General features: G+C 65.3%; 37 protein-coding genes. All 37 read left to right on the top strand.

The genetic code is table 11. From position 1 onward, the window contains the following. Nucleotides 1-42 precede the first annotated feature (42 nt). The 37 genes from ACFVV0_RS09915 to ACFVV0_RS10095 all read left to right on the top strand — a co-directional run bounded on the left by ACFVV0_RS09915 (nucleotide 43) and on the right by ACFVV0_RS10095 (nucleotide 25,272). On the top strand, nucleotides 43-1,179 hold the full coding sequence (locus tag ACFVV0_RS09915; RefSeq protein ID WP_387061894.1) for a hypothetical protein: 1,137 nt from the start codon (nucleotides 43-45) through the stop codon (nucleotides 1,177-1,179). A gap of 20 nt (nucleotides 1,180-1,199) precedes the next feature. After that, entirely contained in the window at nucleotides 1,200-1,694 is a 495-nt protein-coding gene (locus ACFVV0_RS09920) for a DUF6121 family protein (protein ID WP_387061896.1), read from the top strand. A 128-nt stretch (nucleotides 1,695-1,822) separates the two neighbouring features. Further along, the gene (locus ACFVV0_RS09925; RefSeq protein ID WP_387061899.1) at nucleotides 1,823-2,869 is read left to right on the top strand and encodes a hypothetical protein; all 1,047 of its coding nucleotides are present in this window, start codon (nucleotides 1,823-1,825) and stop codon (nucleotides 2,867-2,869) included. A gap of 334 nt (nucleotides 2,870-3,203) precedes the next feature. Then, nucleotides 3,204-3,578, top strand: coding sequence for a 30S ribosomal protein S12 (gene rpsL / locus ACFVV0_RS09930; protein ID WP_055787040.1), 375 nt, complete (start codon nucleotides 3,204-3,206; stop codon nucleotides 3,576-3,578). Then, complete coding sequence (rpsG, locus tag ACFVV0_RS09935; RefSeq protein WP_163287610.1) at nucleotides 3,578-4,048, top strand: 30S ribosomal protein S7; 471 nt, start codon at nucleotides 3,578-3,580, stop codon at nucleotides 4,046-4,048. Before rpsL ends, rpsG begins: the two co-directional genes overlap by 1 nt. Nucleotides 4,049-4,150: 102 nt before the next feature. Then, complete coding sequence (gene fusA / locus ACFVV0_RS09940; protein WP_387061902.1) at nucleotides 4,151-6,265, top strand: elongation factor G; 2,115 nt, start codon at nucleotides 4,151-4,153, stop codon at nucleotides 6,263-6,265. 114 nt (nucleotides 6,266-6,379) lie between these two features. After that, complete coding sequence (gene tuf, locus ACFVV0_RS09945; protein ID WP_387061905.1) at nucleotides 6,380-7,573, top strand: elongation factor Tu; 1,194 nt, start codon at nucleotides 6,380-6,382, stop codon at nucleotides 7,571-7,573. Between the two features lie 721 nt (nucleotides 7,574-8,294). Further along, a complete protein-coding gene (gene rpsJ, locus ACFVV0_RS09950; protein WP_005050520.1) occupies nucleotides 8,295-8,603 on the top strand; it encodes a 30S ribosomal protein S10 in 309 nt (102 codons plus the stop codon). Nucleotides 8,604-8,614: 11 nt separating this feature from the next. Further along, nucleotides 8,615-9,274: a 50S ribosomal protein L3 gene (rplC, locus tag ACFVV0_RS09955; protein ID WP_387061908.1), complete on the top strand. Its 660-nt coding sequence runs from the start codon at nucleotides 8,615-8,617 to the stop codon at nucleotides 9,272-9,274. Between the two features lie 4 nt (nucleotides 9,275-9,278). Continuing rightward, the gene (gene rplD / locus ACFVV0_RS09960; protein ID WP_387061911.1) at nucleotides 9,279-9,929 is read left to right on the top strand and encodes a 50S ribosomal protein L4; all 651 of its coding nucleotides are present in this window, start codon (nucleotides 9,279-9,281) and stop codon (nucleotides 9,927-9,929) included. Continuing rightward, a complete protein-coding gene (rplW, locus tag ACFVV0_RS09965) occupies nucleotides 9,929-10,225 on the top strand; it encodes a 50S ribosomal protein L23 (protein WP_387061914.1) in 297 nt (98 codons plus the stop codon). Before rplD ends, rplW begins: the two co-directional genes overlap by 1 nt. A gap of 26 nt (nucleotides 10,226-10,251) precedes the next feature. Further along, complete coding sequence (gene rplB, locus ACFVV0_RS09970; RefSeq protein ID WP_387061917.1) at nucleotides 10,252-11,091, top strand: 50S ribosomal protein L2; 840 nt, start codon at nucleotides 10,252-10,254, stop codon at nucleotides 11,089-11,091. Nucleotides 11,092-11,100: 9 nt separating this feature from the next. Next, nucleotides 11,101-11,382 carry a 30S ribosomal protein S19 gene (rpsS, locus tag ACFVV0_RS09975; protein ID WP_387061920.1) on the top strand — a complete coding sequence of 94 codons (282 nt, stop codon included), beginning with the start codon at nucleotides 11,101-11,103 and terminating at the stop codon, nucleotides 11,380-11,382. Between the two features lie 24 nt (nucleotides 11,383-11,406). Continuing rightward, complete coding sequence (gene rplV, locus ACFVV0_RS09980) at nucleotides 11,407-11,799, top strand: 50S ribosomal protein L22 (RefSeq protein ID WP_387061923.1); 393 nt, start codon at nucleotides 11,407-11,409, stop codon at nucleotides 11,797-11,799. Further along, nucleotides 11,799-12,566: a 30S ribosomal protein S3 gene (gene rpsC, locus ACFVV0_RS09985; RefSeq protein WP_387061926.1), complete on the top strand. Its 768-nt coding sequence runs from the start codon at nucleotides 11,799-11,801 to the stop codon at nucleotides 12,564-12,566. The genes rplV and rpsC overlap by 1 nt, the downstream gene beginning before the upstream one ends. A 2-nt stretch (nucleotides 12,567-12,568) precedes the next feature. Next, nucleotides 12,569-12,988 carry a 50S ribosomal protein L16 gene (rplP, locus tag ACFVV0_RS09990; RefSeq protein ID WP_271175709.1) on the top strand — a complete coding sequence of 140 codons (420 nt, stop codon included), beginning with the start codon at nucleotides 12,569-12,571 and terminating at the stop codon, nucleotides 12,986-12,988. After that, complete coding sequence (rpmC, locus tag ACFVV0_RS09995) at nucleotides 12,988-13,314, top strand: 50S ribosomal protein L29 (protein WP_387061930.1); 327 nt, start codon at nucleotides 12,988-12,990, stop codon at nucleotides 13,312-13,314. The genes rplP and rpmC overlap by 1 nt, the downstream gene beginning before the upstream one ends. Beyond that, entirely contained in the window at nucleotides 13,314-13,619 is a 306-nt protein-coding gene (rpsQ, locus tag ACFVV0_RS10000; protein ID WP_387061933.1) for a 30S ribosomal protein S17, read from the top strand. The genes rpmC and rpsQ overlap by 1 nt, the downstream gene beginning before the upstream one ends. Continuing rightward, a complete protein-coding gene (rplN, locus tag ACFVV0_RS10005; RefSeq protein WP_271175706.1) occupies nucleotides 13,616-13,984 on the top strand; it encodes a 50S ribosomal protein L14 in 369 nt (122 codons plus the stop codon). The genes rpsQ and rplN overlap by 4 nt, the downstream gene beginning before the upstream one ends. A gap of 3 nt (nucleotides 13,985-13,987) precedes the next feature. Then, nucleotides 13,988-14,350: a 50S ribosomal protein L24 gene (gene rplX / locus ACFVV0_RS10010; protein WP_387061936.1), complete on the top strand. Its 363-nt coding sequence runs from the start codon at nucleotides 13,988-13,990 to the stop codon at nucleotides 14,348-14,350. Continuing rightward, nucleotides 14,350-14,934 carry a 50S ribosomal protein L5 gene (gene rplE / locus ACFVV0_RS10015; RefSeq protein WP_387061939.1) on the top strand — a complete coding sequence of 195 codons (585 nt, stop codon included), beginning with the start codon at nucleotides 14,350-14,352 and terminating at the stop codon, nucleotides 14,932-14,934. Before rplX ends, rplE begins: the two co-directional genes overlap by 1 nt. 104 nt (nucleotides 14,935-15,038) lie before the next feature. After that, nucleotides 15,039-15,437 carry a 30S ribosomal protein S8 gene (gene rpsH / locus ACFVV0_RS10020; RefSeq protein ID WP_387061942.1) on the top strand — a complete coding sequence of 133 codons (399 nt, stop codon included), beginning with the start codon at nucleotides 15,039-15,041 and terminating at the stop codon, nucleotides 15,435-15,437. Between the two features lie 6 nt (nucleotides 15,438-15,443). Further along, nucleotides 15,444-15,980 carry a 50S ribosomal protein L6 gene (rplF, locus tag ACFVV0_RS10025; RefSeq protein ID WP_387061945.1) on the top strand — a complete coding sequence of 179 codons (537 nt, stop codon included), beginning with the start codon at nucleotides 15,444-15,446 and terminating at the stop codon, nucleotides 15,978-15,980. Nucleotides 15,981-15,982: 2 nt separating this feature from the next. Beyond that, the gene (rplR, locus tag ACFVV0_RS10030; protein ID WP_387061948.1) at nucleotides 15,983-16,354 is read left to right on the top strand and encodes a 50S ribosomal protein L18; all 372 of its coding nucleotides are present in this window, start codon (nucleotides 15,983-15,985) and stop codon (nucleotides 16,352-16,354) included. Beyond that, complete coding sequence (gene rpsE, locus ACFVV0_RS10035) at nucleotides 16,351-17,052, top strand: 30S ribosomal protein S5 (RefSeq protein ID WP_387061950.1); 702 nt, start codon at nucleotides 16,351-16,353, stop codon at nucleotides 17,050-17,052. The genes rplR and rpsE overlap by 4 nt, the downstream gene beginning before the upstream one ends. Further along, on the top strand, nucleotides 17,052-17,237 hold the full coding sequence (rpmD, locus tag ACFVV0_RS10040) for a 50S ribosomal protein L30 (RefSeq protein ID WP_055894815.1): 186 nt from the start codon (nucleotides 17,052-17,054) through the stop codon (nucleotides 17,235-17,237). The genes rpsE and rpmD overlap by 1 nt, the downstream gene beginning before the upstream one ends. Continuing rightward, nucleotides 17,237-17,947 carry a 50S ribosomal protein L15 gene (rplO, locus tag ACFVV0_RS10045; protein ID WP_387061953.1) on the top strand — a complete coding sequence of 237 codons (711 nt, stop codon included), beginning with the start codon at nucleotides 17,237-17,239 and terminating at the stop codon, nucleotides 17,945-17,947. The genes rpmD and rplO overlap by 1 nt, the downstream gene beginning before the upstream one ends. 113 nt (nucleotides 17,948-18,060) lie before the next feature. Further along, the gene (gene secY, locus ACFVV0_RS10050) at nucleotides 18,061-19,383 is read left to right on the top strand and encodes a preprotein translocase subunit SecY (protein WP_387061956.1); all 1,323 of its coding nucleotides are present in this window, start codon (nucleotides 18,061-18,063) and stop codon (nucleotides 19,381-19,383) included. After that, on the top strand, nucleotides 19,380-20,000 hold the full coding sequence (locus ACFVV0_RS10055) for an adenylate kinase (protein ID WP_387061960.1): 621 nt from the start codon (nucleotides 19,380-19,382) through the stop codon (nucleotides 19,998-20,000). Before secY ends, ACFVV0_RS10055 begins: the two co-directional genes overlap by 4 nt. 6 nt (nucleotides 20,001-20,006) lie before the next feature. Beyond that, entirely contained in the window at nucleotides 20,007-20,837 is an 831-nt protein-coding gene (gene map / locus ACFVV0_RS10060) for a type I methionyl aminopeptidase (RefSeq protein WP_387061963.1), read from the top strand. A 156-nt stretch (nucleotides 20,838-20,993) separates the two neighbouring features. Next, nucleotides 20,994-21,215, top strand: coding sequence for a translation initiation factor IF-1 (infA, locus tag ACFVV0_RS10065; RefSeq protein ID WP_021759551.1), 222 nt, complete (start codon nucleotides 20,994-20,996; stop codon nucleotides 21,213-21,215). Nucleotides 21,216-21,295: 80 nt separating this feature from the next. Further along, a complete protein-coding gene (gene rpmJ, locus ACFVV0_RS10070) occupies nucleotides 21,296-21,409 on the top strand; it encodes a 50S ribosomal protein L36 (RefSeq protein ID WP_021759549.1) in 114 nt (37 codons plus the stop codon). A gap of 148 nt (nucleotides 21,410-21,557) precedes the next feature. Next, entirely contained in the window at nucleotides 21,558-21,932 is a 375-nt protein-coding gene (gene rpsM, locus ACFVV0_RS10075; protein WP_387061967.1) for a 30S ribosomal protein S13, read from the top strand. A 41-nt stretch (nucleotides 21,933-21,973) separates the two neighbouring features. Continuing rightward, a complete protein-coding gene (rpsK, locus tag ACFVV0_RS10080; RefSeq protein ID WP_055821293.1) occupies nucleotides 21,974-22,372 on the top strand; it encodes a 30S ribosomal protein S11 in 399 nt (132 codons plus the stop codon). A 124-nt stretch (nucleotides 22,373-22,496) separates the two neighbouring features. Next, entirely contained in the window at nucleotides 22,497-23,492 is a 996-nt protein-coding gene (locus ACFVV0_RS10085; RefSeq protein WP_387061970.1) for a DNA-directed RNA polymerase subunit alpha, read from the top strand. A gap of 61 nt (nucleotides 23,493-23,553) precedes the next feature. Beyond that, nucleotides 23,554-24,129: a 50S ribosomal protein L17 gene (gene rplQ, locus ACFVV0_RS10090; protein ID WP_387061973.1), complete on the top strand. Its 576-nt coding sequence runs from the start codon at nucleotides 23,554-23,556 to the stop codon at nucleotides 24,127-24,129. A 99-nt stretch (nucleotides 24,130-24,228) separates the two neighbouring features. Then, on the top strand, nucleotides 24,229-25,272 hold the full coding sequence (locus ACFVV0_RS10095; RefSeq protein ID WP_387061976.1) for a GNAT family N-acetyltransferase: 1,044 nt from the start codon (nucleotides 24,229-24,231) through the stop codon (nucleotides 25,270-25,272). Nucleotides 25,273-25,274 lie beyond the last annotated feature (2 nt).

Below are 25,274 nucleotides of genomic sequence, written 5' to 3' on the forward strand. Positions count from 1 at the left end.
GCATCAGTGGATGCCTACCCAGGCCGATCGAGGAGTGACACCATGAGCAAAGCGACGCCGGAAGAGCCAACTTCCGTCCCGGATGCCGCCGGCTCCGCCCCCGACACCGACCCCGGAATCGCCAACCCGCCGTCCGACCCGGTGCCGGCACGCGGTCACGTGAACAACCCCGAGGCCGACGCAGCTCCCAGCGAGGTCGCCGCCGAAGCGGCGGCGTCCCAACCCGCAACGGGCCCCGCCGCATCCGCCGCCGCAACCCCCGCTCCGGCCATCGAGCCCGAGCCGGTCGTCTCCTCCGACGACGATGTCGCCGCCGCCGTCGCCCGCTCGAACACGGGTGAGACCCCGGCTGCCGCCGCCGGCAGCGCGACCATCGACACCGCTTCGCCCGCCGAGTCTGCGGCACCCGTCACCATCGCCGCCCAGCAGGCCGCGCATCCGGGTGCCGACGAAACAGCGACCCGCACCTACGACGCAGCTCCCGCCGCCACCGGCGAGGCCACCTGGGCTCCGGAGCCGACGACAGCGGCAACAGCCGCCGCAGCGGCAGCAGCCGCAGCGCCCCCCGCGTACGCCGCGCAGCCGGTCACCCCGATCTACGTGCAGCGCCCCGAGCCGCCCAAGAAGCGGAGCAATCGCGGGCTCGGCATCCTCATCGCCCTCGTCGGCACCGTCGTCTTCGCACTTCTCTGGGCCGCCGTCGTCGCCCTGGTCGGCGGGATGCTCACGCCCGGCCGCGAGTTCGTCGACCTGTTCGTACGCTTCCTCGGGTCGTGGGCGTTCCGGGGACCGGTCATCGTCTTCTTCGTGGGCATGGTGGTGCTCATCCAGATCCTCAACCGTGCGCGCTGGTGGGCCTACATCCTCGGCGGACTCGTCGTCGCGGTGCTGGTGTACGCCTCCTACGTCGGGTCCTCACTCCTCGACCAGGACTTCACGCGCCTGACCGCCGAGGAGGCCGGGCTGTTCATCGGCCGCCAGTGGGTGAACCCCTTCGCGATCCTCGCCGGCGTGGTCGCCCGCGAGGTCTCCGTCTGGACCGGCGCCTGGCTGGCCGCCCGCGGCCGCACGCTGAAGGCGCGCAACGCCGAGGCTCAGGCCGACTACGACCAGCAGCTCGCGGACGCCCAGAACCAGGCCGTCGCTGCGTACGTCGCACCGCAGCAGAGCGGGTACTGAGCGGCTGATCCCGGAGCCAGATGCTTGACGATCGTGGGTATGCCGCCGCCGTAGCGGTCTTCGCGGCCTTCCTCTACCTCGCGATCGTGATCGCGTCGTTCGGACTCATCTCGCTCGCCACCGACACCGACGTCATCGACGATCCGGATGCGGGTCCGCTGGTCGGCCCCGTCATGATCGGCTCCGCCACGGTGCTCGTCCTGGTGTTCCTGATCGCGCTCGGAACCAGGCCACATGCCGACAGGCTGCGGATCTCCCCGCTCGCAGCGCTGGGCGTCGGCGTCGGCGCGTACCTCGTCTACGCCGCGGCGGGCGGAATCGCCGGGGGAGCGGGCGAACCGTCGCAGCCGCTGGGCGCCGTCGTCTTCGCTTTCGGCCAGCTGGGCAGCCTGTACGCGATCGTCGCAGGAATCGCCGCCTTCGTCGTGACGCTGCTCTACCAGCTCGTCCTCGTGGGCCGCTTCCGCGATCGTGGGCGCCCGCGGTGGCCGTGGGAGCGCGACGACGACGAGTGACGCATCCGTCGCCCCGGCGGAATCCCGCGGTGGGCCCCGGACATGGGACCGCAGGACCCCCGAAATGGTGCCCGCGGCCCGGCGTTTCCGGCCGATACACTCAGGCTCGTCCGACTGAGGGGAACACCATGGCCGATGCCGTGCCGACTGCGCCGACTCCGCGCATCCGCTGGTTCTGGTGGCTGGTCATCGGAGGCGCGCTCCTCGTGACCGTGGCCGCCGTCGCACTCTCGTTCCGAACCGTCGCCGCCTATCAGAACCTGCCGAAGTCGCTGGTCGGCCGCTATCTGACCGACCTCGAGCACGGTCGTGCGGCAGACGCTCTGCGAGTGGCCGGCATCACGACCAACTCGTCGGATGTGCTCCTCACCGATGCTGCGTTCGCGCACGCCACGGATCGCATCCGCTCCTTCACCCTCGCCCCGGCCGTGATCCACGGTTCGAAGGCGACGGTCGTGGCGACCATCCACCGCGGTGACGAGCAGTATCGGCAGTCCTTCTCCCTCGAGCGCGCGGGAGGTCTTCCCGGCCTTTCCCTGTGGAAGCTGGCGCACGTCGAGACCGACGTGGTCGACGTCGTCGTCGACGGTCCGGCCGGCCTGACCTTCACCATTGCCGGCAGGACTCCGACGAACATGACCCTCAGCACGCCGGTCACACTGCGGGCCTTCCCGGGCACCTACCCCGTGAAGACCCACTCCCCGAGCACGTCGTTCGTCCTCTGGGACGCCGACGCCCCGTCCATCCGTACCGGGTCCAAGCTGACGCCGACGACCTTCGTCGCGCAGCTCTCCTCCGACGGCACGGCGCAAGCCCGTGCGGCGGTCGATGCCTGGCTGGATGCCTGCGTCGCATCGACGGAGGCGGAACCGCTGCAGTGCCCGTTCCTGCTCGCCCCGGCGAACGGCATCTCGCTCAGCGAGGTGCACTGGCGGCTCGACGACCGTCCGGCCCTCTCCGTCGAACAGGCCTGGACCACGGGTGGCTGGCCCGTCGAGAGCTCTGGCACCGGTCAGGTGTCCGCGACGGCCACTCTGACGAGAACATCCGACGGTGCCACCGGGATCGGGACCACCGGCGAGATCGCCTTCCCGATCCGTGGAATGATCACGTTCGACGACCAGGGCGCGGTCTTCTCGCCGTACTTCGGCGGACAGCAGGGGTTGCAGGGATAGCGGCACGCAAGGAGGCGCGCCGAGGGGACGCGCATCCATTTGACCCGAACCGGCCCACAGGCTAAGATTTATCGGGTGTGCGCTCTGTCGCGCGCTCGTTCGGTGCCCAGAAATGGATGCCCACGAGCGGCAGGCACGTACTCATCCGATGGGCCGAATCTACCGCACGGAAGAATCGCGCCCCCACGGCATATCGATGACGAACCCTGGTCTTGTTCAGAACAGGCGGGCGTCGATCGGTCCCCCTGAATCCCGACATGCCCGCGAGGGCGCGCTGAGACTCGGGGAAAAAAAGCAACAGCTGTCACCGTGCAGTCCATAAAAGGAGTATTCAGTGCCAACCATTCAGCAGTTGGTTCGGAAGGGCCGCAGCCCCAAGGTCACCAAGACCAAGGCGCCCGCCCTGAAGGCCAACCCCCAGCAGCGCGGCGTGTGCACGCGCGTCTACACCACCACCCCGAAGAAGCCGAACTCGGCTCTCCGCAAGGTGGCTCGTGTGAAGCTGTCCAACGGAACCGAGGTCACGGCCTACATTCCGGGCGAGGGCCACAACCTGCAGGAGCACTCGATGGTGCTCGTCCGCGGCGGTCGTGTTAAGGACCTCCCGGGTGTTCGTTACAAGATCGTTCGCGGCGCGCTGGACACCCAGGCCGTGAAGAACCGCAAGCAGGCTCGCAGCCGCTACGGCGCGAAGATGGAGAAGAAGTAATGCCTCGCAAGGGACCAGCCCCGAAGCGCCCCGTCGTCGCCGACCCCGTATACGGCGCCCCCATCGTCAGCCAGCTCGTCAACAAGATCCTGCTCGACGGCAAGAAGGGCCTCGCTGAGCGCATCGTCTACGACGCGCTCGAAGGCGTCGCAGCCAAGAACGGCCAGGATGCCGTCGCCACGCTCAAGAAGGCGCTCGACAACGTGCGCCCGACCCTCGAGGTCCGCAGCCGCCGTGTCGGTGGCTCGACCTACCAGGTCCCCGTCGAGGTCAAGCCGCACCGCGCGAACACGCTCGCGCTGCGCTGGCTGACCAGCTACGCCAAGGGCCGTCGCGAGAAGACGATGACCGAGCGTCTCACCAACGAGATCCTGGATGCGTCCAACGGTCTCGGCGCCGCCGTCAAGCGTCGCGAAGACACGCACAAGATGGCCGAGTCGAACAAGGCCTTCGCGCACTACCGCTGGTAACACCGGCGTCAGGCAATACAGTGCCGGGTTCGGGTGTTGTACCCCTTGGGGTGCGGCACCCGACCGGCGCCCCTTCCACTTTCAACTTTTCGGAGGAACCCTGTGGCACAGGACGTGCTCACTGACCTGCATAAGGTCCGCAACATCGGCATCATGGCCCACATCGATGCCGGCAAGACCACTACGACCGAGCGCATCCTGTTCTACACGGGCGTCAACCACAAGATCGGTGAGACCCACGACGGTGCGTCGACCACCGACTGGATGGAGCAGGAGAAGGAGCGCGGCATCACCATCACGTCGGCCGCTGTGACCTGCTTCTGGAACAAGAACCAGATCAACATCATCGACACCCCGGGTCACGTGGACTTCACCGTCGAGGTGGAGCGTTCGCTCCGCGTCCTCGACGGCGCCGTCGCCGTCTTCGACGGCAAGGAGGGCGTCGAGCCCCAGTCCGAGACCGTGTGGCGTCAGGCCGACAAGTACAACGTTCCGCGCATCTGCTTCGTCAACAAGATGGACAAGCTCGGCGCCGACTTCTACTTCACGGTCGAGACCATCGTGAAGCGCCTCGGCGCCAAGCCGCTGGTGCTCCAGCTGCCGATCGGCTCCGAGTCGAACTTCGAGGGTGTCGTCGACCTCGTCGAGATGCGTGCCCTCACCTGGCGCGGCGACGCGAAGGGTGACGTCCAGATGGGCGCCAAGTACGCGATCGAAGAGATCCCCGCCGACCTCGTCGAGAAGGCCGAGGAGTACCGTCAGGCCCTCCTCGAGACCGTCGCCGAGACCGACGACGCGCTGCTCGAGAAGTTCTTCGGCGGCGAAGAGATCACCGTTCCGGAGATCAAGGCTGCGATCCGCAAGCTGACCGTCAACAGCGAGATCTACCCGGTCCTCTGCGGCTCCGCGTTCAAGAACCGTGGCGTCCAGCCGATGCTCGACGCTGTGATCGACTACCTCCCGTCGCCGCTCGACGTGCCCGCCATCGAGGCACACGACCCGCGCGACGAAGAGAAGGTCATCCTCCGTCACGCCGACGCGACCGAGCCGTTCTCGGCCCTCGCGTTCAAGGTCGCCGTCCACCCGTTTTTCGGCCGCCTCACCTACGTCCGGGTCTACTCCGGTCGCGTGGAGAGCGGTGCCGGCGTCGTGAACTCGACCAAGGGCAAGAAGGAGCGCATCGGCAAGATCTTCCAGATGCACGCCAACAAGGAGAACCCGGTCGACTTCGTCACCGCCGGCAACATCTACGCGGTGATCGGCCTCAAGGACACCACCACCGGTGACACCCTGTGCGACCCGGACAACCAGGTCGTCCTCGAGTCGATGACGTTCCCCGAGCCCGTCATCGAGGTCGCCATCGAGCCGAAGACCAAGGCCGACCAGGAGAAGCTGGGCACCGCGATCCAGAAGCTGGCCGAAGAGGACCCGACGTTCCGCACCGAGCAGAACCAGGAGACCGGTCAGACGGTCATCAAGGGAATGGGCGAGCTCCACCTCGACATCCTGGTCGACCGGATGAAGCGCGAGTTCAACGTCGAGGCGAACGTCGGCAAGCCCCAGGTGGCCTACCGCGAGACGATCCGCCGCGCCGTCGAGAAGTACGACTACACGCACAAGAAGCAGACCGGTGGTTCGGGTCAGTTCGCAAAGATCCAGATCAGCATCGAGCCGATGGACGTCACCCCGGAGACGAGCTACGAGTTCGTCAACGCCGTGACGGGTGGCCGCGTTCCGCGCGAGTACATCCCCTCGGTCGACCACGGCATCCAGGACGCCATGCAGGTCGGCGTCCTCGCCGGCTTCCCGACCGTCGGCGTCAAGGCCACCCTGGTCGACGGCGCTTCCCACGACGTCGACTCCTCGGAGATGGCGTTCAAGATCGCCGGCTCGATGGCCTACAAGGAGGCCGCGCGCAAGGCGAATCCCGTGCTCCTCGAGCCGCTCATGGCCGTCGAGGTGCGCACGCCGGAAGAGTACATGGGCGATGTGATCGGCGACCTCAACTCACGTCGAGGCCAGATCCAGTCGATGGAGGACGCGAGCGGTGTCAAGGTGATCCGTGCCAACGTCCCGCTGTCGGAGATGTTCGGGTACATCGGCGACCTTCGGTCGAAGACCTCGGGCCGCGCCGTCTACTCGATGACGTTCGACAGCTACGCGGAGGTCCCGAAGGCTGTCGCCGACGAGATCGTCCAGAAGAACAAGGGCGAGTGACCTCGGTCACCTCCCCTGCAGCAGTATCAACTAACATAGGTAACCAATCCCGTAGAGTTGCCGGCCGAAAACCATCGGCCGGGGTTTCTACACGAGAGTCCTGAGGAGGACCCAGTGGCTAAGGCCAAGTTCGAGCGGACTAAGCCGCACGTCAACATCGGAACCATCGGTCACGTCGACCACGGCAAGACCACGCTCACCGCGGCTATCTCGAAGGTGCTTGCTGACAAGTACCCGTCGGCGACCAACGTGCAGCGCGACTTCGCGTCGATCGACTCGGCTCCGGAAGAGCGTCAGCGTGGTATCACGATCAACATCTCGCACGTCGAGTACGAGACCCCGAAGCGCCACTACGCGCACGTTGACGCCCCTGGGCACGCCGACTACATCAAGAACATGATCACCGGTGCCGCTCAGATGGACGGCGCGATCCTCGTGGTCGCCGCCACCGACGGCCCGATGGCTCAGACCCGTGAGCACGTTCTGCTCGCCAAGCAGGTCGGCGTTCCGTACCTGCTCGTCGCGCTGAACAAGTCCGACATGGTCGACGACGAGGAGATCCTGGAGCTCGTCGAGCTCGAGGTCCGCGAGCTGCTCTCCAGCCAGAACTTCGATGGCGACAACGCCCCCGTCGTTCGCGTCTCGGGCCTCAAGGCTCTCGAGGGCGACGAGAAGTGGGTCGAGTCGATCGTCGAGCTCATGGATGCCGTCGACAACTCCATCCCCGACCCCATCCGCGACAAGGACAAGCCGTTCCTGATGCCGATCGAGGACGTCTTCACGATCACCGGTCGTGGAACCGTCGTCACCGGCCGCGCCGAGCGTGGAACCCTCGCCATCAACTCCGAGGTCGAGATCGTCGGCATCCGCCCGACGCAGAAGACCACGGTCACCGGTATCGAGATGTTCCACAAGCAGCTCGACGAGGCATGGGCCGGCGAGAACTGTGGTCTGCTCCTCCGTGGAACCAAGCGCGAGGACGTCGAGCGCGGTCAGGTCGTCGTGAAGCCGGGTTCGGTCACGCCGCACACCAACTTCGAGGGCACCGCCTACATCCTCTCGAAGGACGAGGGTGGACGTCACAACCCGTTCTACGCGAACTACCGTCCGCAGTTCTACTTCCGTACCACCGACGTCACCGGCGTCATCACGCTGCCCGAGGGCACCGAGATGGTCATGCCCGGCGACACCACCGACATGACGGTCGAGCTCATCCAGCCGATCGCCATGGAGGAGGGCCTCGGCTTCGCCATCCGTGAGGGTGGCCGCACCGTCGGCGCCGGTACCGTCGTGAAGATCATCAAGTAGTCTTCCGAGACTTCTGAAGAAAAGGGTCGGGCCTTCGGGTCCGGCCCTTTTCTGTGTCTGCTTTCTGTGTCTGCGCTGTGCGATTCCGATCGCGAGCCTCCGGATGTTCACCAGGGGTTTACCTTGCCGCGCACCCGGCGCAGAATGGGTGAACCGTTCAAACAGAACGGCCCGCAGACGAAGGGAGAGCGTATGGGTAACCATGACCTCGCAAACCAAGCCGAACCGCTGACCGGGCCTCGAACGGATAGTTCAGGCACCGCCTGAGCGGACCATCGGCATCAGCAAGGAGTGACGGCGCGAGGCGCCACTCGAGAGGGGCCGGGCGTATGCCCGGCCCCTCTCCTGTGCGCGACACGCCGACGCGACACGCCCGGGTTGCAGCAATGGCGATACTCTGGCAAACTTGTCTAGTTCAACATTCCGGAACGAGTGCACCGACGTGTGCTTTGAACGGATCACTGCCAGGCAGTGCATAGCCCACCGCGAGGTCGTTCGATCGATCAGCGGCAGATGGTTAGGCCGCGGGTAGAAGGACAAAGCTTAATCGACAGCCTCAGAAGCCGTAGGTCACCTATGTCTTCATCGCGGGGCGCAGTCGGTGAGGTTGACAGAAGAAAAGTGGTTGCAAACACAGCGGCGTCCGCTATCCAGCGTTCGTCGCCCGCGTCCAATGCGAGCCTCGGCTCGTAAGACGCCATAACAAGAGAGTGAGTCAGACATGGCGGGACAGAAGATCCGCATTCGGCTTAAGTCGTACGACCACGAGGTCATCGACACCTCGGCGCGCAAGATCGTCGACACCGTGACCCGTGCGGGCGCTACCGTTGTCGGCCCCGTGCCGCTTCCGACCGAGAAGAACGTGGTGTGTGTCATCCGTTCGCCCCACAAGTACAAGGACAGCCGCGAGCACTTCGAGATGCGCACGCACAAGCGGCTGATCGACATCATCGACCCGACGCCCAAGGCCGTCGACTCGCTCATGCGTCTCGACCTGCCGGCCGACGTCAACATCGAGATCAAGCTCTAAGGGGGAGTGCCATGTCGAACATCGATACCAAGACGTCCAAGGGACTCCTCGGCAAGAAGCTCGGTATGACGCAGGTCTGGGACGAGAACAACAAGCTCATCCCCGTGACCGTCATCGAGATCACGCCGAACGTCGTGACCCAGGTCCGCACCCCCGAGGTCGACGGCTACAACGCCGTCCAGATCGCCTACGGCCAGATCGACCCGCGCAAGGTCAACAAGCCGTCCGCCGGTCACTTCGAGAAGGCGGGCGTCACGCCGCGCCGTCACCTCACCGAGGTCCGCACCGCCGATGCCGCTGACTACAGCGCCGGCCAGGAGCTGACCGTCGACGCGACCTTCGAGGCCGGCCAGCTGGTCGACGTCGTCGGAACGTCGAAGGGTAAGGGTTTCGCCGGTGTCATGAAGCGCCACAACTTCAAGGGTGTCTCCGCCTCGCACGGTGCTCACCGCAACCACCGCAAGCCGGGTTCCATCGGCGCCTCCTCGACCCCGAGCCGTGTCTTCAAGGGCATGCGCATGGCTGGTCGCATGGGTGGCGAGCGCGTGACCGTGCTGAACCTCAAGGTTCAGGCGATCGACGCCGAGAAGGGCCTGCTGCTGGTCAAGGGAGCCGTTCCCGGCGCCCGCGGCCGCATCGTTTTCGTCCGCAACGCAGTGAAGGGGGCCTAGTCGTATGGCTACCTCGATTGACGTCCTCGACGTCAAGGGCAAGAAGGCGGGCTCGGTCGAGCTTCCCGCCGACCTGTTCGACGTCCAGACCAACATCCCGCTGATCCACCAGGTGGTCGTGGCCCAGCTCGCCGCCGCGCGTCAGGGTACCCACAAGACCAAGCGTCGTGGTGAGGTCTCCGGTGCCGGCCGCAAGCCGTTCAAGCAGAAGGGAACCGGTCGCGCTCGTCAGGGCTCGATCCGCGCTCCCCAGATGACCGGTGGTGGCATCGTCCACGGACCGGTGCCCCGCAGCTACGCGCAGCGCACCCCCAAGAAGATGATCGCCGCCGCTCTGCTCGGAGCTCTCAGCGACCGCGCCCGCGGCAGCCGTCTTCACGCCGTCGAGTCGCTCGCCCTCGGTGAGACCCCGTCGACCAAGGCCGTCGTCGAGTACCTCACCGGTGTCGCCTCCTCGAAGCACGTTCTCATCGTGCTCGAGCGTGACGACGAGGTGAGCGCCAAGAGCGTCCGCAACATCCCCACCGTGCACGTGCTGCACTTCGACCAGCTGAACGCGTACGACGTGCTGGTGAGCGACGACATCGTCTTCACCAAGGGCGCGCTCGAGGGCTTCATCGCGTCGAAGTCCAAGAAGGAAGAGGTGAACGCGTAATGCCCGTCAACAAGGACCCGCGCGACGTCATCATCGCCCCCGTCGTCTCCGAGAAGAGCTACGGCCTCATCGACGAAGGCAAGTACACCTTCATCGTCGACCCCCGTTCGAACAAGACCGAGATCAAGCTCGCAATCGAGAGCATCTTCAAGGTCCAGGTCGCGTCGATCAACACCCTGAACCGTCAGGGCAAGACCCGCCGTACCAAGTTCGGCACCGGGAAGCGTAAGGACACGAAGCGTGCCATCGTCACGCTGAAGTCCGGTTCCATCGACATCTTCACGGCAGTTGGCTAAGGCCGGGATCTAGAGGAAAACAGACAATGGCTATTCGTAAGTACAAGCCCACGACCCCCGGCCGTCGCGGTTCGAGCGTTGCCGACTTCGCCGAGATCACTCGCTCGACGCCTGAGAAGTCGCTGCTCCGTCCGCTGTCGAAGACCGGTGGCCGCAACAACCAGGGTCGCATCACGACCCGTCACATCGGTGGTGGCCACAAGCGTCAGTACCGCGTCATCGACTTCCGTCGCAATGACAAGGACGGCGTCAACGCCAAGGTCGCTCACATCGAGTACGACCCCAACCGCACCGCTCGTATCGCGCTGCTCCACTACGTGGACGGCACGAAGCGCTACATCCTGGCCCCGAACAAGCTGTCGCAGGGCGACATCGTCGAGTCGGGCGCCGGAGCGGACATCAAGCCGGGCAACAACCTGCCCCTTCGCAACATCCCCACCGGTACCGTGATCCACGCGATCGAGCTGAAGCCGGGCGGCGGCGCCAAGATGGCCCGTTCCGCCGGTGCCTCGGTTCGCCTCGTCGCCAAGGACGGCCCGTACGCGCAGCTCCGTCTGCCGTCGGGTGAGATCCGCAACGTCGATGCCCGCTGCCGCGCCACCATCGGCGAAGTCGGCAACGCCGAGCAGTCGAACATCAACTGGGGCAAGGCCGGCCGCATGCGCTGGAAGGGCGTCCGCCCGACCGTCCGTGGTGTCGCCATGAACCCGATCGACCACCCGCACGGTGGTGGTGAGGGCAAGACCTCCGGTGGACGCCACCCGGTCAGCCCGTGGGGCCAGAAGGAAGGCCGCACCCGCCACCCCAACAAGGAAAGCGACAAGCTCATCGTTCGTCGCCGTACCGCCGGCAAGAAGCGTAAGTAGGAGTAGAAGATGCCACGCAGTCTCAAAAAGGGCCCCTTCGTCGACGACCACCTGCTTCGCAAGGTCGTTGTGGCGAACGAGGCCAACAGCAAGAACGTGATCAAGACCTGGTCGCGCCGCTCGATGATCATCCCGGCCATGCTGGGTCACACCATCGCGGTGCACGACGGTCGCAAGCACATCCCGGTGTTCGTCACCGAGACGATGGTCGGGCACAAGCTCGGCGAATTCGCGCCCACCCGCACCTTCCGTGGACACGTGAAGGACGACAAGAAGGGTCGTCGCCGCTAACGCGGTGACGTAAGGAGGAGAGAAATGGTGGAGTCGATCGCACGCGTGCGACACATCCGCGTGACCCCCCAGAAGGCTCGTCGCGTCGTCAACCTGATCCGCGGCAAGCAGGCTCAGGAGGCCCTGGCCATCCTGAAGTTCGCCCCGCAGGGTGCGAGCGAGCCGGTGTACAAGCTGGTCGCTTCGGCGATCGCGAATGCGCGAGTCAAGGCCGACGCTTCGAACACCTACCTGGACGAGCAGGACCTGTACGTGAGCAGCGCATTCGTCGACGAGGGCACGACCCTCAAGCGCTTCCAGCCGCGTGCGCAGGGCCGGGCCTTCCGCATCAACAAGCGCACCAGCCACATCACGGTCGTCCTCGCGACGCCGGATGAGGTCCAGGACGCCAAGGCTTCGAAGAAGGCGAGCAAGTAATGGGTCAGAAAGTCAATCCATACGGCTTCCGTCTGGGAATCACCACCGACCACGTGTCGCGCTGGTTCTCCGACAGCACCAAGCCGGGCCAGCGTTACAGCGACTTCGTCGCCGAGGACGTCAAGATCCGTCGTCTGCTTCAGACGTCGCTCGACCGCGCGGGAGTCTCGCGCATCGAGATCGAGCGCACCCGTGACCGTGTCCGCGTCGACATCCACACCGCCCGTCCGGGCATCGTGATCGGTCGTCGTGGCGCCGAGGCCGAGCGCATCCGTGCCGACCTCGAGAAGCTCACGAAGAAGCAGATCCAGCTGAACATCCTCGAGGTCAAGAACCCCGAGGCCGACGCTCAGCTCGTCGCGCAGGGCATCGCCGAGCAGCTCTCCGCACGTGTGGCCTTCCGCCGCGCGATGCGCAAGGGCCTGCAGGGCGCCCAGCGTGCCGGCGCCAAGGGTGTCCGCATCCAGGTCTCGGGCCGCCTCGGTGGCGCTGAGATGAGCCGCTCGGAGTTCTACCGCGAGGGCCGCGTGCCCCTGCACACCCTCCGCGCGAACATCGACTACGGCTTCTACGAGGCCAAGACGACCTTCGGTCGCATCGGTGTCAAGGTGTGGATCTACAAGGGCGACATCACGAACAAGGAACTCGCTCGCGAGCAGGCGAACACCAAGTCGACCCGCCCCGAGCGCAACGACCGTCCGCGTCGCGGCGGCCGGAGCAACGCTCCGGCCGAGTCCGCGCCGGCGGCGGCAGGAGTTGAGGCATAACCATGTTGATCCCACGCAGAGTCAAGCACCGCAAGCAGCACCACCCCGGCCGTTCCGGCCAGGCCACTGGTGGCACGAAAGTGAGCTTCGGTGAGTTCGGTATCCAGGCACTGACCCCCGCTTACGTGACCAACCGTCAGATCGAGTCCGCTCGTATCGCGATGACGCGTCACATCAAGCGTGGTGGAAAGGTGTGGATCAACATCTACCCCGACCGTCCGCTCACGAAGAAGCCTGCCGAGACCCGCATGGGTTCCGGTAAGGGTTCGCCCGAGTGGTGGGTCGCCAACGTCAAGCCGGGTCGAGTCCTCTTCGAGGTCTCGGGCGTCAACGAGGAACTCGCTCGTGAAGCCATGACCCGTGCAATCCACAAGCTGCCCCTCAAGGCACGCATCATCAAGCGCGAGGAGGGCGACGCGTAATGGCGATCGGATCCAAGGAGCTCGCATCCGCTGAGCTCGACACTTTCGAAGACGAGCGACTCGTCGACGAGCTGAAGAAGGCCAAGGAAGAGCTGTTCAACCTGCGCTTCCAGTCGGCCACCGGCCAGCTCGAGAGCCACGGCCGCCTGCGCGCCGTGAAGCGCGACATCGCTCGCATCTACACGGTCATCCGTGAGCGTGAACTCGGCATCCGGGCCACCCCGGCCCCCGCCGAGGTCGCTCCGAAGGCCGAGAAGAAGACCACCAAGGCCAAGAAGGAGGCGGCTCCGGCCGCCGCCGAGGCCGAGACTGAGGAGGCCAAGTAATGGCTGAGACCACCAAGGCTGCGGCCGCGGAGTCGGCGGCCGACGAGGCCCTCGTCCGTGGATACCGCAAGGCCCGCCGCGGCTACGTGACCAGCGACAAGATGGACAAGACCATCGTCGTCGAGGTCGAAGACCGCGTGAAGCACCCCCTGTACGGCAAGGTCATCCGCCGCACCTCCAAGGTGAAGGCGCACGACGAGAACAACACCGCCGGCATCGGCGACCTCGTTCTCATCAACGAGACCCGTCCGCTGAGCGCCTCCAAGCGGTGGCGCCTGGTTGAGATTCTGGAGAAGGCCAAGTGATTCAGCAGGAATCCCGACTCAAGGTCGCAGACAACACGGGAGCCAAAGAGCTCCTCACGATTCGTGTTCTCGGCGGTTCGGGTCGTCGTTACGCCGGCCTGGGCGACACGATCGTCGCCACGGTCAAGGACGCGATCCCGGGCGGCAACGTCAAGAAGGGCGACGTCGTCAAGGCTGTCATCGTGCGCGTGGTCAAGCAGACCCGTCGCGCCGACGGCTCGTACATCAAGTTCGATGAGAACGCCGCAGTGATCTTGAAGAACGACGGTGACCCCCGCGGCACCCGTATCTTCGGACCGGTCGGTCGCGAACTCCGCGACAAGAAGTTCATGAAGATCATCTCGCTGGCACCGGAGGTTATCTAAGTCATGGCGAAGAACATCAAGAAGGGTGACCTCGTTCAGGTCATCTCTGGTGCGAGCCAGGCCCGTGGCGGAGACCGCGGAAAGCAGGGTCGTGTCATCGAGGTGCTGGTCGAGAAGAACCGCGTCATCGTCGAGGGCGTCAACTTCGTGACCAAGCACGTTCGCGTCGGCCAGACGCAGCGTGGCACGAAGACCGGCGGCATCGAGACGCACGAGGCTCCGATCCACGTGTCGAACGTCGCGCTGATCGACCCCGACACCAAGAAGCCGACCCGCGTCGGCTTCCGCACCGAGACCGTGACGAAGGACGGCGTCTCCAAGACGGTCCGCGTTCGTTACGCCAAGAAGTCAGGTAAGGACCTGTAATGACGGACACTGCCACCGCTGCTGGCAAAATCCAGCCGCGCCTCAAGCAGAAGTACAAGAACGAGATCTCAGCCCAGCTGACCAAGGACCTCGGCTTCACCAACCCGCACCAGGTGCCGGGTCTCGTGAAGATCGTCGTCAACATGGGTGTCGGCGAGGCAGCTCGCGACGGCAAGATCATCGACGGTGCGGTCGCCGACCTCACCAAGATCACCGGCCAGAAGCCGCAGGTCACCAAGGCTCGCAAGTCCATCGCTCAGTTCAAGCTGCGCGAGGGTCAGCCGATCGGCGCGCACGTCACGCTGCGCGGGGACCGGATGTGGGAGTTCCTCGACCGCCTGCTCTCGCTCGCACTTCCCCGTATCCGCGACTTCCGCGGACTGTCGGACAAGCAGTTCGACGGCACGGGCAACTACACCTTCGGTCTCACGGAGCAGGCTATGTTCCACGAGATCGACCAGGACAAGATCGACCGCGTTCGCGGAATGGACATCACTGTGGTGACCACCGCGAAGAACGACGACGAGGGCCGCGCGCTGCTCAAGCAGCTCGGCTTCCCGTTCCGTTCGAACGAGGCCAACTAGTCCTCACACTGTCGGGCCGGTCGTTCCGGCCGGCCCGCTACCACCACAGGTCGTCAGTCGTGTAACGGCTGAACGAAACCTGGTGAACAAAGGAAACACTGCAAATGACAATGACAGATCCGGTCGCAGACATGCTGACCAGACTGCGCAACGCGAACTCGGCGCACCACGACACCGTGTCGATGCCGCACTCGAAGCTCAAGGCGCACATCGCCGACATCCTCAAGGCCGAAGGTTACATCGCGGCCTGGGACGTCGAGGATGCGCGGGTCGGCAAGACCCTCACGCTGAGCCTCAAGTTCGGACCGAACCGCGAGCGTTCCATCGCCGGCATCAAGCGCGTCTCGAAGCCCGGACTCCGCGTCTACGCGAAGTCCACCGAGATCCCCAAGGTGCTCGGCGGGCTCGGCGTCGCCATCCTGTCCACCTCCTCCGGTCTTCTGACCGACCGGCAGGCTGAGAAGAAGGGCGTGGGTGGGGAAGTCCTCGCCTACGTGTGGTAGTTCGACATGTCGCGTATTGGAAGACTGCCCATCGACGTCCCTGCTGGGGTCGATGTGAAGATCGACGGCCAGGCCGTCACCGTCAAGGGCCCGAAGGGTGAGCTCTCGCTCACCGTCGCCAGCCCGATCGAGGTCAAGCTGGAAGAGGGCCAGGTGCTCGTCACCCGCCCCGACGACGAGCGCTCTTCGCGTTCGCTGCACGGCCTGACCCGCACCCTGATCAACAACCAGATCATCGGCGTCACCGAGGGATACTCCAAGGGCCTCGAGATCGTCGGCACCGGTTACCGCGTGGCTCAGAAGGGCGCGGGCGTCGAGTTCGCGCTCGGCTTCTCGCACCCGGTCAACGTCGAGCCGCCCGCGGGCATCACGCTCACGGTGGAGGGCAACAACAAGCTCACCGTCAGTGGCATCGACAAGCAGGCCGTCGGTGAGGTCGCCGCCAACATTCGCAAGATCCGCAAGCCCGAGCCCTACAAGGGCAAGGGTGTGCGTTACGCCGGCGAGGTTGTCCGTCGCAAGGCCGGAAAGGCTGGTAAGTAACCATGGCTCTCGGAACCAGAGGAAAGAGCAAGTCCGCCGCGCGTGACCGTCGTCACACGCGCCTTCGCAAGAAGGTCGAGGGCACCGCGGTCCGTCCGCGTCTGGTCGTCAACCGTTCGGCCCGTCACGTCTTCGTGCAGGTCGTGGACGACAGCAAGGGTCACACCCTCGCGTCGGCGTCGACCATGGAGGCCGACCTCCGCAGCTTCGACGGTGACAAGACCGCCAAGGCCCGCAAGGTCGGCGAGCTCGTCGCCGAGCGCGCGAAGAGCGCCGGCGTCGAAGCCGTCGTATTCGACCGTGGTGGCAGCAAGTACGCAGGTCGCGTCGCAGCTGTCGCCGAAGGAGCTCGAGAGGGTGGATTGAACCTGTGAGCGACGAACAGAACAACAAGGAGCAGACCGTGGCCGCAGAGGCGCCGGTGGAAACCGCCGCATCCACGACCAGCACGCAGAACGAGCCTCGTGAGGCTCGTCGCGGTGGCCGTGAGCGCAACCCCAACCGCGATCGCGGCAGCCGCGACGCTGACAAGAGCCAGTTCCTCGAGCGCGTTGTGACCATCAACCGCGTCTCGAAGGTCGTGAAGGGTGGACGTCGCTTCAGCTTCACCGCCCTGGTTGTCGTCGGTGACGGCAACGGCCTGGTGGGCGTCGGCTACGGCAAGGCCCGCGAGGTGCCGCTGGCGATCTCGAAGGGCGTCGAAGAGGCGAAGAAGAACTTCTTCCGCGTTCCTCGCGTCGGCAACACCATCCCGCACCCGGTTCAGGGTGAGGCCGCTGCCGGTGTGGTGCTCCTGCGCCCCGCCGCTGCCGGTACCGGTGTTATCGCCGGTGGTCCCGTGCGCGCCGTACTCGAGTGCGCCGGCATCCACGACGTCCTCAGCAAGTCGCTCGGCTCGTCGAACACGATCAACATCGTGCACGCGACCGTCGAGGCGCTGCAGCAGCTCGAAGAGCCGCGCGCCGTCGCCGCTCGTCGCGGGCTCGACTACGACCAGGTCGCCCCGGCGCGCCTGCTTCGTACCGAGGCAGCGCTGGCCGAGGCCGCCGCGACCGCTAAGGCAGGTGCCTGATGGCTGCTCGTCTGAAGATCACGCAGATCAAGTCCAAAGTAAGTGAGAAGCAGAACCAGCGCGACACGCTTCGCAGCCTGGGTCTGAAGCGCATCGGTGACGTCGTGGTTCGCGAGGACAACTCGCAGAACCGCGGTTACGTCAACACGGTCGCTCACCTTGTCAAGGTCGAGGAGATTGACTAATGGCCGACGCTAAGAACGCCGCCGAAAAGGAAACAACCACCAAGGCCGCTGCCGCCGACAAGCCGGCCGCCGAGAAGAAGGCTCCGGCCAAGAAGGCTCCGGCGAAGGCCGCTGCCGACAAGCCGGCGACCGCTAAGGCGAGCACCACCAAGGCGCCCGCGAAGGCTGCGGCTCCCAAGGCTGCTGCCGCTTCGAAGGACGAGACCGTCGCCAAGGCTGACAAGCCTGCCGCGAAGGCTCCTGCCAAGAAGGCCGAGGCCACGGAGAACCGCGAGCACGTGCTCAAGGTCCACCACCTCCGTCCCGCCGCCGGTTCCAAGAAGGACCGCACCCGTGTCGGACGCGGTGAGGGCTCGAAGGGTAAGACGGCCGGCCGTGGTACCAAGGGAACGAAGGCGCGCTACTCGGTTCGCCCCGGCTTCCAGGGTGGCCAGCTGCCGCTCCACATGCGGGCTCCGAAGCTTCGCGGCTTCAAGAACCCGTTCCGCGTCGAGTACCAGGTCGTGAACCTGGAGAAGCTCGCGGAGCTCTACCCGTCGGGTGGTGACGTCACTGTCACCGATCTCGTCGCGAAGGGCGCTGTTCGTAAGAACGAGAAGGTCAAGGTTCTCGGCAACGGTGACATTGCGGTTAAGCTGAACGTCACGGTCGACAAGGTCTCCGGCTCCGCTGAGCAGAAGATCGTCGCCGCTGGGGGCTCCGTCAAGTAGCCACCAGGGTCGCGTGGGCCGCGAGGCCCAGTTCGACCCCGTAAAGTAGTGCAGTCGGGTGATCAGGTCATCTGGTCACCCGGCTGACTCCTTACAGGAAAGCAGGACGCAACTTGTTTAGCGCCGTCGCGCGGATCTTCCGCACGCCAGATCTTCGCCGGAAGATCTTCTTCACTTTGGGCATCATCGCCCTGTTCCGTCTCGGGTCGTTCATCCCGGCGCCGTTCGTCGACTTCGGCAACGTGCAAGCGTGTCTGAACGCCAACCAGGACACCTCCGGTCTCTACTCGCTCGTCAACCTGTTCTCAGGTGGCGCGCTCCTCAAACTCTCGATCTTCGCGCTCGGCATCATGCCGTACATCACCGCGTCGATCATCGTGCAGCTGTTGCGCGTGGTCATTCCGCGCTTCGAGACCCTCTACAAGGAGGGCCAGGCCGGTCAGGCCAAGCTCACGCAGTACACGCGCTACCTGACGATCGCGCTCGGCGTCCTGCAGTCCACCACGCTGATCACCGTCGCCCGCAGCGGCGCCCTCTTCGGCACCACGGCGGTCTCGCAGTGCACCCAGTTGATCACCGACGACTCCTGGTACGCGATCATGCTGATGGTCGTCACGATGACCGCCGGCACCGGCCTCATCATGTGGATGGGCGAGCTCGTCACCGAGCGCGGCATCGGCAACGGCATGTCCCTGCTGATCTTCACGTCGATCGCGGCTCAGTTCCCGACCTCGCTGATCGCCATCGCGCAGTCGCAGAGCATCGAGACCCTGCTGATCGTGATCGCCATCGGACTGCTCATTGTGATGGCGGTGGTGTTCGTCGAACAGTCGCAGCGGCGCATCCCTGTGCAATACGCCAAACGGATGGTCGGCAGACGCACGTACGGCGGCAACAACACGTACATCCCGATCAAGGTCAACATGGCCGGTGTCGTGCCCGTGATCTTCGCGTCCTCGCTGCTGTACCTGCCCGCACTGATCGCGCAGTTCAACCAGCCGCCGGCGGGTCAGGCACCTGCCCCGTGGGTGCAGTGGATCACCAACTACCTCACCAAGGGCGACCACCCGCTCTACATGCTCCTGTACTTCCTCCTGATCGTGGGCTTCACGTACTTCTATGTGGCCATCACCTTCAACCCCGAGGAGGTCGCGGACAACATGAAGAAGTACGGCGGCTTCATCCCGGGCATCCGAGCAGGTCGCCCCACTGCCGAGTACCTCGACTACGTGCTGACCCGAGTGACCCTCCCCGGTGCGATCTATCTGGGGTTGATCGCACTGATACCCCTTGTGGCGTTCGCCCTCATCGGGGCGAGTCAGAACTTCATGTTCGGTGGCACCTCGATCCTGATCATCGTCGGTGTCGGACTCGAGACGGTCAAGCAGATCGACTCCCAGCTCCAGCAACGGCACTACGAGGGGTTGCTGCGATGACCCGAATGCTGATCGTGGGGCCCCCCGGGGCAGGCAAGGGCACGCAGGCGGGCCGCATCACCAGCGCGTACGGGATCCCGGATATCTCGACCGGCGACATCTTCCGCGAGAACATCAAGAACCAGACGCCGCTCGGCGTTCAGGTCAAGGCGATCGTGGATGCGGGCGACTACGTTCCGGACACGCTCACCAACGAGCTCGTGAAGAACCGCCTCGAGCAGCAGGATGCGCAGGCCGGGTTCCTCCTCGACGGCTACCCCCGCACGCTCGACCAGGTGCGCTACCTGGACGAGCTGCTCGAGTCCAAGGGTCAGAAGCTCGAAGCCGTGATCCAGCTGGTCGCCGATCAGGACGAGATCGTCTCCCGCCTGACGAAGCGTGCCAAAGAGCAGGGTCGCGCAGACGACTCCGAAGACGCCATCCGTCACCGTCAGCAGGTCTACCTGCGCGAGACCTCCCCGCTGATCGACGTCTACCGCGACCGCGGCCTGCTCGTCGAGGTCGACGGTCTCGGTGACATGGACGAGGTCGCCGGCCGTATCAAGGCCGCACTCTCCGAACGGGGCATCAACCCGGTGGGCGCGCGTCACGCCGTCTCCGACGAGTCGGTGGCATAGAGCTCCTTGGTCTTCAAGCGCTCGTTGTACAAGTCGCCCGCACAGCTCAGGCTGATGGTGGCGCCGGGACTCGCGACCGCCGCCTCGCTCGAGGCCGTGCAGAACGCGATCGCGGCGGGAGTGTCGACCCTCGAGCTCGACGCCATCGCCGAGCAGGCGATCATCGCTGCCGGCGGCACGTCGAACTTCAAGCTCGAGCAGGGTTACCACCACACGATCTGCTCGTCGGTGAACGACGAGGTCGTACATGGCATCCCCGGTGGGCGCATACTGCAGCCCGGTGACATCGTGTCGATCGACAGCGGCGCCATCCTCGACGGGTGGAACGGGGATGCGGCGCGCAGCTTCGTCCTGCCCGACCCGGCCCGCCCCGAGGTCGTCGCCGAACGTCAGAAGCTCTCGGACGTGACCGAGCAGTCGCTCTGGCGCGGCATCGCGAGACTGACGACGGCGAGCCACCTCAACGAGGTGGGGGAGGCCGTGGAGGACTACATCCTCTCGCAAGGCGAGTACGGCATCCTGACCGACTACATCGGACACGGCATCGGGCGTCGGATGCACGAGGAGCCGCCGGTGTTCAACTACCGCGTGCGCGCCAAAGGCCCAGAAGTGAAGCCGGGTCTCGTCGTCGCGATCGAGCCGATGGTCGTACTCGGCGGCCCGGACACCTACGTGAAGGACGACGGCTGGACCGTCGCCACCGAAGACGGTAAAGCAGCCGCCCACTGGGAGCACAGCGTCGCAGTGCACAAGGACGGCATCTGGGTGCTGACCGCGCACGACGGCGGCGCCGCCGGGCTGGCCCCCTTCGGGATCACTCCCACGCCGATCGCGTAGCGTCCGTTCCTCCGGCGAATCGGAATCATACACTCCGATTGGCGAAACGCAGCTGAATCACCTAAGATTGATCCTTGGTGTCTTGGGCGCGCTTTTGCGTGCCGTCACCATCTCTACGCACGACCAGCAAACAATACTTTTAGCGACAGTGAGGCTATGGCCAAAAAAGACGGTGTCATCGAGATCGAAGGATCTGTTGTCGAAGCGCTGCCCAACGCGATGTTCCGCGTCGAGCTGACGAACGGCCACAAGGTTCTTGCCCACATCTCCGGCAAGATGCGTCAGCACTACATCCGGATCCTCCCCGAGGACCGGGTGATCGTAGAGCTGAGCCCCTACGACCTGACACGCGGCCGGATCGTCTACCGCTACAAGTAAAGGCTGCTGTAAGTAACGGCCGCGCCACCGGGTAGCCCCTGGCGCGGTACGAGGACAGCGAACAAAGGTACGAAACAACTATGAAGGTCAAGCCTTCCGTCAAGAAGATCTGCGACAAGTGCAAGGTCATCCGTCGCAACGGACGGGTCATGGTCATCTGCGAGAACCCGCGCCACAAGCAGCGCCAGGGCTGATCGCAGTCAGCCGGCACACCCCGGCTCCACAACTCAACATCGATGAAAAGGCGATTCCAGAACCTGCGCGAGCAGGGGACACCCCCGGTTGGAGGCCGGAGCACCGGAGTCGTCCCACACCTCCACTCACTCACAGGAGAAAGCCACAATGGCACGTCTAGCAGGCGTTGACATCCCGCGCGAGAAGCGCGTGGAGGTCGCACTCACTTACATCTACGGCGTCGGCCGCACTCGGGCACTGAAGACCCTTGCCGACACCTCGATCGACGGCAACATCCGCGTCAAGGATCTGTCCGACGACCAGCTCGTCGCTCTCCGCGACTACATCGAAGGCAACTTCAAGGTTGAAGGTGACCTCCGACGCGAGGTCGCCGCCGACATCCGCCGCAAGGTCGAGATCGGCAGCTACGAGGGTATCCGCCACCGCAAGGGCCTCCCGGTCCGCGGACAGCGCACCAAGACCAACGCTCGCACCCGCAAGGGCCCGAAGCGCACCGTGGCCGGCAAGAAGAAGGCTCGCTAGGCCTCCGCCAGCAGCCTCGCCTTTAGGATTCAGGAGAAATCATGGCAGCACCCAAGTCGGCCGTTCGCAAGCCGCGTAAGAAAGAGAAGAAGAACATCGCCGTGGGCCAGGCCCACATCAAGTCGACGTTCAACAACACCATCGTTTCGATCACCGACACCACCGGTGCGGTCATCAGCTGGGCATCCTCGGGTGGCGTCGGCTTCAAGGGTTCGCGCAAGTCGACCCCGTTCGCCGCACAGCTCGCCGCAGAGTCGGCCGCTCGTCAGGCCCAGGAGCACGGCATGAAGAAGGTCGACGTCTTCGTGAAGGGCCCGGGCTCGGGTCGCGAGACGGCGATCCGTTCGCTTCAGGCCGCCGGTCTCGAGGTCGGTTCGATCAACGACGTGACCCCGCAGGCGCACAACGGTTGCCGCCCGCCCAAGCGTCGCCGCGTCTAAGCACGTTCTCTTCCGCCGCAATCGGCGGCGGCCGCGAAGCGGTCGTCGCCGATTACGTGCGACAACTCAATACCTAACTCACGCAAGTGTCATATAGCGGACACTTAGCCGAAAGGAATAAACAGTGCTCATTGCACAGCGTCCTACGCTCGCCGAAGAGAACATTTCCGAGTTCCGCTCGCGGTTCGTGATCGAGCCGCTCGAGCCGGGCTTCGGATACACGCTCGGCAACTCGCTCCGCCGCACCCTCCTCTCCTCGATCCCCGGCGCTGCCGTGACGAGCATCCGCATCGACGGTGTTCTGCACGAGTTCAGCACCGTTCCGGGTGTCAAGGAAGACGTGACCGAGATCATCCTGAACATCAAGGGTCTCGTCGTCTCGAGCGAGCACGACGAGCCGATCACGGCCTACCTCCGCAAGACCGGCTCCGGCCAGGTCACCGCGGCCGACATCTCGGCTCCGGCGGGTGTGGAGATCCACAACCCCGAGCTCGTGATCGCCACGCTGAACGACAAGGCGAAGTTCGAGGTCGAGCTGACCATCGAGCGCGGCCGCGGCTACGTGTCGGCCACCCAGAACCGCAACGAGTACAGCGAAGCGGGCCAGATCCCGATCGACTCGATCTACTCGCCCGTTCTGAAGGTCACCTACCGTGTCGAGGCCACCCGTGCCGGTGAGCGCACCGACTTCGACCGCCTCGTGGTCGACGTCGAGACCAAGCCGGCGATCAGCCCGCGCGACGCCATCGCTTCTGCCGGTCGCACCCTGACCGAGCTGTTCGGCCTCGCCCGTGAGCTGAACACGGCTGCAGAGGGCATCGAGATCGGCCCGGCGCCGGTCGACGCCGTTCTCAGCTCGGAGCTGTCGATGCCGATCGAAGATCTCGACCTCTCGGTCCGCTCGTACAACTGCCTCAAGCGTGAGGGCATCAACACCGTCAGCGAGCTCGTCTCGCTCTCGGAGACGCAGCTCATGAACATCCGCAACTTCGGTCAGAAGTCGGTGGACGAGGTCAAGGACAAGCTCACCGAGATGGGTCTGTCGCTCAAGGATTCGGTGCCCGGCTTCGACGGCGCCCACTTCTACAGCGGCTACGAAGAAGACGAGACCAACATCTGAGACTCGTCTTCTGACGACGTCACCGATCAACACCGACTTTCAACACTGGAGATAACCGATCATGCCTAAGCCCACCAAGGGCCCCCGCCTCGGAGGCGGTCCCGCGCACGAGCGCCTGATGCTCGCCAACCTGGCCGCAGCGCTGTTCACCCACAAGAGCATCAAGACGACCGAGACCAAGGCGAAGCGCCTTCGTCCGCTCGCAGAGCGTCTCATCACGTTCGCGAAGCGTGGCGACCTGCACGCCCGTCGCCGCGTGCTCACCGTCATCCACGACAAGGGCGTGGTGCACGAGCTCTTCACCGAGATCGCGCCGCTCCTCGCGGAGCGCGAGGGTGGCTACACCCGCATCACCAAGCTGGGCTTCCGCAAGGGCGACAACGCCTCCATGGTGCAGATCGAGCTCGTGCTCGAGCCCGTCACCCCGAAGGTGAAGTCGACCAAGTCGTCGTCGAAGGCAGCTCCGGCCGCCGCGCCGGTCGAGGAGACGCCGGTCGAGGAGACCGCCGCCGAGGAGACCCCCGTCGAGGCTTCGGCCGAGACCGAGGCCGCTGAGGCCGAGGTCGTCGAGGAGTCCACCGCTGACGCCACCGCGTCGGAGGAGACCACCGCTGAGGCCGAGGCCGAGAAGGCCTAGTCCCTCTCCTGCAGGTCAGCGAAGGGCCCCGCATCCGTTTCGGATGCGGGGCCCTTCGCTGTTCCGCGTGTCGGCTCGCGCGACCAATAGGCTGTCGGCATGTCCGAGACGACCGACGACCTGAAACCGGTGCGCGAGAGGATGCACGCCCCGGCCACGTACCAGCCGCAGCATCCGCTCATCGCCGAATGGCGTCCCCTCACCGCGGAGGATCTCGACGTCGTCGTCGGGCTGCAGCAGTCGATCGACGCGGCGGACCATCCGAACTGGCTGGCCACCCGTGAGGAGGTCGAGGAGGAGATGGGCTACTCGTTCGTCGACCTCGAAAGGGATTCGCTGATCGCGTTCACGGCGGACGGTCGCGCGGTCGCGGCGACGATCGTGGTGATGCCGCCGCTGCAGGAGACCCTGGTGCGCTCGTTCTTGAACGGCGGCGTGCATCCCGAGTTCCGCGGTCTCGGGATCGGACGCGAACTCCTGGCGTGGCAGCAAGCGCGCGCCCAGCAGCAGCTCGCCGGCTCCGACAAGACCCTGCCCGCCTGGATACTGGCCTACGCCGACGAGCGCGCGCCGCAGAACGTACACCTGCTGAAGCGCGCCGGTTTCCGCGTCGCGCGCTACTTCGTGGCGCTCGAGCGGGAGCTGCGCGAACCCGTGCCGACGGTGGAGCCGGCGGAGGGCATCCGGATCGTGCCCTATTCGCCGGAGTGGTCTGCGGCGACACTCGCCGCCCGCACCGACTCGTTTCGCGACCACTGGGCCAGTCAGCCGCTGAGCGAGGAGCAGTGGACGTCGTGGCTCGGCGGGACCTTTCGACCGGACATCTCGTTCCTCGCCGTCGCGGAGGGCGAGAACGGCGACGAGGTCGTCGGGTTCGTGCTCTGCCAGGTCACCGAGGACGACTGGGAGAGCCAGGGCTTCACGGGCGCGTACATCGGGATGGTCGGAACGACGCGAGCGTGGCGGGGCAAGCGGATCGCACCCGCTCTGCTCGGCCGGACGCTGCAAGCCTGCGCCGACCTCGGTTGGGAGAAGGTCACACTCGACGTGGATGCGGAGAATCCGACGGGTGCGTTCGGGCTCTACACGGGGATGGGCTTCACTCAGACCAACTCGGAGACCTGCCTGATCCGCGAATTCTGAGC

It is taken from the genome of Leifsonia sp. NPDC058230 (genome assembly GCF_042882245.1).
In the GTDB taxonomy this organism is placed as follows: domain Bacteria; phylum Actinomycetota; class Actinomycetes; order Actinomycetales; family Microbacteriaceae; genus Leifsonia.